Origin of the sequence: Acaryochloris sp. IP29b_bin.148, assembly GCF_028285565.1 — a bacterium.
In the GTDB taxonomy this organism is placed as follows: Bacteria; Cyanobacteriota; Cyanobacteriia; order Thermosynechococcales; family Thermosynechococcaceae; genus Acaryochloris.
In genome coordinates, this window is record NZ_JANQOY010000213.1 from 1 (window position 1) to 7,747 (window position 7,747).

Annotated in this window: 7 protein-coding genes and 1 pseudogene; 4 read left to right on the forward strand and 4 right to left on the reverse strand. The window is 47.0% G+C overall.

Going from position 1 to position 7,747, the window contains the following annotated elements; all coding sequences use genetic code 11:
• A partial coding sequence (locus Q0986_RS19290) for an FAD-binding oxidoreductase (RefSeq protein ID WP_299414519.1) occupies positions 1-341 on the forward strand: 341 nt, incomplete at its 5' end.
• A 46-nt stretch (positions 342-387) separates the two neighbouring features.
• Here the strand turns inward: Q0986_RS19290 and Q0986_RS19295 are convergent.
• On the reverse strand, positions 388-1,029 hold the full coding sequence (locus Q0986_RS19295; RefSeq protein WP_299414522.1) for a hypothetical protein: 642 nt from the start codon (positions 1,027-1,029) through the stop codon (positions 388-390).
• Positions 1,013-1,540, reverse strand: a complete 528-nt coding sequence (locus tag Q0986_RS19300) for a hypothetical protein (protein WP_299414524.1) — start codon at positions 1,538-1,540, stop codon at positions 1,013-1,015. Before Q0986_RS19300 ends, Q0986_RS19295 begins: the two co-directional genes overlap by 17 nt.
• 312 nt (positions 1,541-1,852) lie before the next feature.
• On the opposite strand from Q0986_RS19300, the gene Q0986_RS19305 reads away from it, so the two are divergent.
• On the forward strand, positions 1,853-2,968 hold the full coding sequence (locus Q0986_RS19305) for a TIR domain-containing protein (protein WP_299414526.1): 1,116 nt from the start codon (positions 1,853-1,855) through the stop codon (positions 2,966-2,968).
• A 77-nt stretch (positions 2,969-3,045) separates the two neighbouring features.
• Positions 3,046-5,409 (forward strand): tetratricopeptide repeat protein, encoded by a 2,364-nt coding sequence (locus Q0986_RS19310; RefSeq protein ID WP_366918632.1) that lies wholly within the window; start codon positions 3,046-3,048, stop codon positions 5,407-5,409.
• A gap of 1,203 nt (positions 5,410-6,612) precedes the next feature.
• On the opposite strand, the gene Q0986_RS19315 is transcribed toward Q0986_RS19310, so the two are convergent.
• Entirely contained in the window at positions 6,613-7,116 is a 504-nt protein-coding gene (locus Q0986_RS19315; RefSeq protein WP_299414531.1) for a GNAT family N-acetyltransferase, read from the reverse strand.
• Complete coding sequence (locus tag Q0986_RS19320; RefSeq protein WP_299414534.1) at positions 7,104-7,385, reverse strand: DUF1778 domain-containing protein; 282 nt, start codon at positions 7,383-7,385, stop codon at positions 7,104-7,106. Before Q0986_RS19320 ends, Q0986_RS19315 begins: the two co-directional genes overlap by 13 nt.
• A gap of 177 nt (positions 7,386-7,562) precedes the next feature.
• Here Q0986_RS19320 and Q0986_RS19325 point away from each other — a divergent pair.
• Positions 7,563-7,747: pseudogene (locus Q0986_RS19325) on the forward strand (integrase); the annotation flags it as partial.

Here is a 7,747-nt window from a genome sequence, read left to right on the forward strand (position 1 = left end):
GAGCACATCTGGCCGATCATGATTTGGACCAAGAGACAACAGACATTAATTTTGCCAAACTCTGTGAAAGTAGCCGTACCGTTCTAGCACTCTTCCCTATGATGGCCGAGGTGAGGATTGTCAGAACATGGGCAGGGTTGGAAGCCTTTATGCCCGATCACATTCCTGTGATTGGTCCAAGTTCTAAATTCCCCAATGTTTATCATGCGTTTGGGTTCTCTGCACATGGCTTTCAGCTTTCACCTGTGGTGGGGCGCATTATGTCAGAGCTGATTTTGGAACAGAAGAGTTCCCTCAGGATAGAACCATTTGCTATTCAGCGCTTCTCATCTATTTCTTAATAGGGTTAATTGAAAATATCAGAGTTGGTCATCAAAGTAACCTCCATCATCCTACCCAGATCTCTTGGTCATAAAACCCTCCTCGCTGTTCCATCCGAAAGCCCCCCAGAAGCACCCCGATCAATACAGCAACAGGCACTAAGCCAAGCCCTTGCACCAGCTCCACAAACGACACGGCACCCTTAGTTCCTTCTAAATATTCACGAATTGCACTAACCCAGGACGAAACATCCTCCACATGGCTAACCTTCAGGGCAATCGCTTCCCCAGACTCCAGCTCATCCACAAACTCCAAAACCGAATCCTTGCTGACTTCCCTTACAACGGACTCAATAGGATTCCCCGTGAACCCCTGACGTCGCTTCCGTGACTTCGGCTGACGACACAGATCCGAGACATCCAAAAACATGGTCTGCTGAACCATCCCGGCCAAGAAATCCTCATCTAACACTGGGCCTTGGGTGTTATGCCGATCCTCCCAATCCTGGATCAGCAGCTCTGCCCGCTGACAAAATACCTCAGTAATCCCAAGGGCCATCTCGCCAGCGACTTGGAGCCGTTCGTGCTGAGATAGGGCTTGCAACTCTGGCAACATCCCATCCCAGAGCTGAAGGACATCTGCCTGCTCCGGTTCATCCAAAGCGGTGGCCAATGTACTGGCAAAATCTAGTTCAAGCTGAGTGTACATGGAGTTCATCCTTCAACGGACAGTCCGCGATTTCGCACTCGGTCGGCTCCATGCGGATCGGGGGTTCAAATTCCGTGATGCCAAACCGCTCTCGCAGTACTTTCAGCACCTCTATTAGGTACCGATTCACTTGGGTATTCGTCATCCCCATGCAGTGAACCGCCTCAATTTCCGCTAACTTCTCACTCCCCTGCCAGATGCTGATGGATAGGGCATGAAGGTGGGCATCCTTGGGCTTCTCCTTGTAGAGGTAAAGCAAAGCCACGGGTGGAGCTTGGACAGGAATCGAGAAGGTCTCTGTGGTTTTGGCTGGGGTTGTTTTTGCTTTCTGGTCAGCGTATTCTCCCCGGCGCTTGGCATTGCTTTCCTTGCGGTGGCGGTAGTGAGAGCGTTTGCGATCGCAGGTATTATCTTTCCAACAACCATCGCCTTGGGGACCATGCACCCGCTTGGCTTCCCTTCGGGAATAGTCGATGCATTTGAGACAGATTGGGTTAGGGGGAAGTGGCATGGTTCGTTCTTTTGGATCAATACCCGTGATAGATCATCAAAATCGAGGGGCTGACAGGACTCAATCAAATTTGTTAGCCATTAAAAAGCCCTTAAAAAGGCAATTATTTCCATCTCCAACAACGCCCTAGATTACAGAAATATCCTTAATAATTGCGTAAAGCATATCAAAAGTGCCGATAATTTTAGATGCGATTAAATTAAATTTCAAAATAGCGCTCCGTCACCATTAGCAATCTATTGCAGGCTGCCAGTTCTAAACGCTCAACCAAATGGAAAAAAGACAACAAAATATCGCTTAGATTAACGCCGAATGACGAGTCCGAACCCACCAGAACAGCAAACCATTCTCTTCCTCGCTGCGAATCCCAAAGATACTCAGCCTCTCCGACTAGATCAGGAGTTAAGGGATATTGGTGAGGGGTTACAGCGGGCTCAACGTCGAGATGAATTTCAGCTTGAACAGCGCCTGGCAGTTCGCCCCCGTGATATTCAGCGAGCCATGCTAGATCTGAATCCCCAGATCGTTCATTTCTCAGGGCATGGGGAAGGGGATGAGGGCTTGGTCTTTGAGGATGTCAGTGGCAACACCCAGTTGGTCAGTGGTGAAGCGATTGCAGACTTGTTTAGCCTGTTTGCCGATCAACTGCGCTGTGTGGTCCTCAATGGCTGCTATACCGAGGTGCAAGCAAATGCCATCTCAGAACATATCCCCTATGTGATCGGTATGAAACGTGCGATCCAGGATAAAGCGGCGATCTCCTTTGCTGTGGGATTCTATGATGCCCTAGGTTCAGGACGAGATGTGGAGTTTGCCTTCAAGTTGGGTTGCGCCGCTATCCGCATGGAAGGTATTGAAGAACATCTCACCCCCGTTCTGATCAAAAAACCCATTACAGAAAGAACTAAGGATCAGGATAAGAGCAATGCTCAAGCTCGTCCAACACCCACGCCTTCTCCCATGACTCAAAACGCCAACGACCCCTTAGAGGTTTTTATTTCCTATTCCCATCAGGATAATGAATTGCGAAAAAAGTTAGACACTCATCTTTCAGGTCTTAAACGCGAGGGTAATATTGTCGCTTGGCATGATCGGGCGATTGAAGCAGGGGAGGAATGGGACACCCAAATTAAAGGCCATCTTGAGTCTGCTCAAATTATTCTGCTGCTGGTTAGCCCGGACTTCATCGCCTCCGACTATTGCTATGACATTGAGATGCAAAGAGCGATGGACCGACACAACGAAGGCACAGCTCGAGTCATCCCCATTATTCTGCGTCCCTGTGATTGGAAGCGATCCCCTTTTAGTAAGCTGCAAAGCCTACCTAAAGAAGGACTACCCATCACACGATGGGACGATCAGGATGAGGCATTTTTGGATGTCGTCAATGGAATACGGAGGGCGGTAGAAACCCCACCAAAAAAGTAGACAACTCTTCGTCTGGGCACAGTCCACAAACGGAGAGTTATCAGCGTCAAGGACCAGAAGCCTCGTCATCCTCCCAGATAAGTCCTCCTCATAACCTCCCTCGCAGTGGTGTCGTTGAATTTGTCGGTCGTGACCAAACACTGCTCGAATTGCACCAGCTCCTCCAAGAGAACAATCCGGTAGCCCTCACCGCATTAGCAGGAATGGGTGGGATCGGTAAGACAGAACTCGCCCTGCAATATGCCATCTCCCAGCTCGATCAGGGTCATTATCCTGGTGGACTCTGCTGGCTGCGAGTAAAAGGCCAGGAGCTAGCCGCCCAAATTATCGAATTTGCCCAGACCAAGTTAGCACTGCCCCTCCCGGATGAACTCGATGAAGACCAACAAGTGAGTTATGTCTGGGGGCACTGGCCTGCTGGAATGGTGCTGATTATTTTTGATGATGTGATGGACCTTGAGACTGTCCAACCGTACTTACCGCCATCAGATCCACGTTATAAAGTTCTGATAACAACCCGTCAGGATTTAGGTCTATCCGTTCATTCCCTCTCTATCACCGAACTTAGCGATACTAGTGCCTTAACCTTGCTGAGAACGCTACTTGGAGCCGAACGCATTGATGCTCAGCTTGACGATGCCCAAGCCTTATGTAGATGGGTGGGGAACCTGCCCTTAGGACTAGAGTTAGTGGGGCGGTATCTAGCCAGAAAGCCAGACTGGTCTCTTCGAAAACTGATCGAAAGACTTGACTCCAAGCGATTAGAAGCCAAAGCCCTGACGACCCCAGAATCAGGAATGACCGCACAGCTTGGGGTCGCTGCTGCGTTGGAATTAAGCTGGGTTGAGCTGAATAAGGTAGAACAAGAACTGGCCTGCTTTCTAGGAATGTTTGCGGTTGCACCTATTCCTTGGATTTTGGTTGAAAGCTGCCTATCTGCACAGGATTTAGATGACTTAGAAGACACCAGAGATGATGGTTTGATCGCTAGAAACTTACTCAAACGAGTAGACCAGGGTACTTACCAACTCCATCAAATTATGCAGGAGTTCTTTCGGATTAAGTTGAATAAGCGCTCTGACAATGGAGAATTTCTCAAAGCAGCTTATTGCAGGGAAATGGTTGGTGTTGCTCTGGGTATTAATGACAGCCCAACGTTTGATGTGATTACAGGTATGAGTACCAGCATTCCCCATCTAGAAGAACTCGTCAAACAGTGGATAGACCATCTTAGCGAAAATGAATTGATTTGGCCCTATGTCGGCATCGGTCGATTTTATGAAGGGCAAGGGAACTATGGTTTAGCTTTACCCTGGAGACAAAAATGCCTGGAACAGGCTCGAAAGAAATTGGGTACCGAACACCCCGATGTTGCTCAATGCCTCAATGACCTGGCAGTACTCTACAACAATCAAGGACGGTACAACGAAGCCGAACCCCTCTATGTGCAAGCCTTGCAGATGAATCAGAAGCTCTTGGGTGCCGAACACCCCGATGTTGCAACGAGCCTCAATAACCTGGCAGTACTCTACGACAATCAAGGACGGTACAACGAAGCCGAACCTCTCTATGTGCAAGCTTTGCTGATGAGACGGAAGCTCTTGGGTACCGAACACCCCTATGTCGCAACGAGCCTCAATAGCCTGGCGGAACTCTACAGAGCCCAAGGACGGTACAACGAAGCTGAACCCCTCTATGTGCAAGCCTTGCAGATGAGACAGAAGCTCTTGGGCTCCGAACACCTCGATATTGCTGAAAGCCTCAATGACCTGGCATTACTCTACTCCGACCAAGGACGGTACAACGAAGCCGAACCCCTCTATGTGCAAGCCTTGCAGATGAACCAGAAGCTCTTGGGCACTGAACACCTCGATGTCGCAACGAGCCTCAATAACCTGGCATTACTCTACGAAAAACAAGGACGATACAACGAAGCCGAACCCCTCTATGTGCAAGCCTTGCAGATGAGACAGAAGCTCTTGGGCTCCGAACACCCCTATGTCGCTCAAAGCCTCAATAACCTGGCATTCTACTACTCCGACCAAGGACGGTACAACGAAGCCGAACCCCTCTATGTGCAAGCCTTGCAGATGAGACAGAAGTTCTTGGGCATCGAACACCCCTCTGTCGCTCGTAGTCTCAATAACCTGGCAATACTCTACGACAACCAAGGACGGTACAGCGAGGCCGAACCCCTCTATGTGCAAGCCTTGCAAATGTACAAGAAGCTCTTGGGCACCGAACACCCCTCTGTCGCTCGTAGCCTCAATAACCTGGCAAAGCTTTACTATAACCTAGGACGGTTCTCAGAAGCTGAAACCCTCTATGAGCAAAGTTTAGATATATTCCAGAAGCTCTTGGGCACCGAACACCCAAATACAGTTAAAGTTCAAAGTAATTTTGACGATTGTCGTCAAAAAATAAAGGAGTCGAATACTTAGCTATCTGTTGATTAATAACATTAAGTGCGTAGTAATTTTATATAACTGAAATTTTTTATTTTATTCTATTGCCAAAAATTGAACCTCAGTAAATTCGTCAACCGAAGTATTAATTTTGTACATCTATGCTGTCCATTATTTCTTTACATAGGTCTTGGCCCTTTTTGAAACTGGTGGCGAAACATTGCTTAACACGCTTAAAACACTTATATTGCATCATCAGCTATGAAAGAAAATTATAGTTTTGTAATGACATCAATGGCGGAATAAGTTTCCTAGACATTAACAAATATTTCGCCACCAGTTTCAAAAGAGGACAAGACCCAACTTATGGTTAAAACCACAGTGTTTACGACACTACTGTCGTTGTCACCATAACCTTGCCGTTTTTTGAAAGCATAACCTTGCCGCTGCTAAGCCTGAAAGCCCTATTTTTTCGTTAAATCCATACTTACGATTGTAAACAGCCTGAAATCATAAAGTTGCCGAAAGTCGGATTTGTAAGCATAAGCTTACCGAAAGTTTTACTGAGAAATTGCTGAAAGCATTAATATCTCGTAGAAAGTCTTCAACGTATCCGGTAAATGACACTCAAGCGGCAAGCTTATGCTTTCAAACGGCAAGGTTATGGTGACTGTGGTTTTAAGTAAAAGCTGACCGATCAATTAAACCAAAAGCTGTCCGCTTAAAGGCTGAAAACACTGATTTCTCGTTGACAGCTTCTTTGGAGTGGAATCGATCTTGCACTTAGAACTACTAATTCATTGGAATTTAACCATAAGATGTCCGAAAACCCAATCCTAGAATTGTAAAACGCTAAAAGCTATTTCCCATAATGATTTCACGTCCTAAAACCTATACATAATCTAACGAGAATACGTTGTTTTAGCGTATTACTCCATCTCCAAGAGGGTATTTTAGGCGGTTTATCACTTAGCTTTAAACCAATTACTGTCCTAGACGGTCAACTTTCCTTTAAAACCACAGTGACAGCGACAACTACAGAAGTCAGTCGGGGAAACACGGTTTTTCGTGTAATTTTTCGTGTAATACAGATAAGAAGAATTATTTGGAGTAGGAAAAATGGCAAAAATACCCCTTCAGGTAGGGGAAGGGGCTTGAAACGTGATTTTGGGATTTTCGGGGAGTAATGGCTTTGCTGAAATCTAGACTTTTGCCTATGGTTTGAGTGTCCGTTGCTCTCTATACGACACGTTTAGGGAGTGGATCGATTAAGGTAAGGGGAACATCAGGCAACTCTAAGAAACCACACTTATCGCGGTAAAAGGCAAAGGCGTTTTCATCCTTAGCTCTGACAATCAGAACTCGAACTCCGATCACATCGGCAGCAAGGAGAGTCTGAGCAACGGCATGATTGACTAGACCTCGTTCTAAACCTAAACCTTCATACCTCTGATCGACTGCTAATCGACCTAAAACGACGGCTGGAACTGGATCAGGTGCATTCCGCACTACCCGATTCGGTAGCCATTGGCGTTGTACACTACCCGCAGACAAGCAATAATAGGCAACTACCTGATTTGACTTTTTTAGAGTAACTACAAAGACTCTGGAATATCCATAGCCATGATTGTGCTTGGCCTTCTTTTGCAGCCAGGTATTGAGGATCGTGCTACTACTTTCAAAGGCTGACAGATCATGCTGCTCACCCAAAACCGTTGGCGGGTTAAAGGTTAACTTTCCCACGGTGCTTTATGTTCTTGTAAGGCTTTCCGGGCTGAGGAAGGTGGAGGAGGATTGTCTAAAATCTCCATAAAGGTATCCCACCCGCCATTCGACAGATAAAAAGTCGTCTGACCTAACAATAGTTCTTGGGCTTCTCGATAAGATGCATCTACCATGAACTCAGTTCTGGTCTTGCCTGCAACAGCCGCAGCTCTGTCGATGACATCTCCACGATGCGGATCAACTTTGAGATTGATCTTCTTCTTAGTGCTTTGAGTTGAAGCGGGCATGCTCTATTCCTGGTCCAGGTTTGTAGGTACATTGTACCTCTATGTTTAGTTTATTGCTAATTTGAATCTGAGTCTTAACATCTTATGCAGCAAGGGCACGTCGCACAGTTGTTTGGACTAGAATCTCCATGTATGGCATTCCAACCCATCACAGCGTCCTGATCCTAGGCTTTTCCAATGACCGTCCCCGAAGTAAAACTCATTGTATTGGCGGACCAGGCCGCTACCCCCATTGATGCTGCCCGGTCCCGAACCCAACCCCTAAAAACTACCCCAGCGGATCTGCGATGGATGAGAGTGGAAGAGTTTATGAGGTCTCGTGAGATTAGCTCCAACACTCGCAAAGCCTATGAACGGGACTT

Excerpts from the sequence above, each read along its gene's own strand:
- Q0986_RS19320 (WP_299414534.1), bottom strand. The coding sequence starts at position 7,385 with ATGCCCGCTTCAACTCAAAGCACTAAGAAGAAGATCAATCTCAAAGTT.
- Q0986_RS19295 (WP_299414522.1), bottom strand. The coding sequence starts at position 1,029 with ATGTACACTCAGCTTGAACTAGATTTTGCCAGTACATTGGCCACCGCT.
- Q0986_RS19300 (WP_299414524.1), bottom strand. The coding sequence starts at position 1,540 with ATGCCACTTCCCCCTAACCCAATCTGTCTCAAATGCATCGACTATTCC.
- Q0986_RS19305 (WP_299414526.1), top strand. The coding sequence starts at position 1,853 with ATGACGAGTCCGAACCCACCAGAACAGCAAACCATTCTCTTCCTCGCT.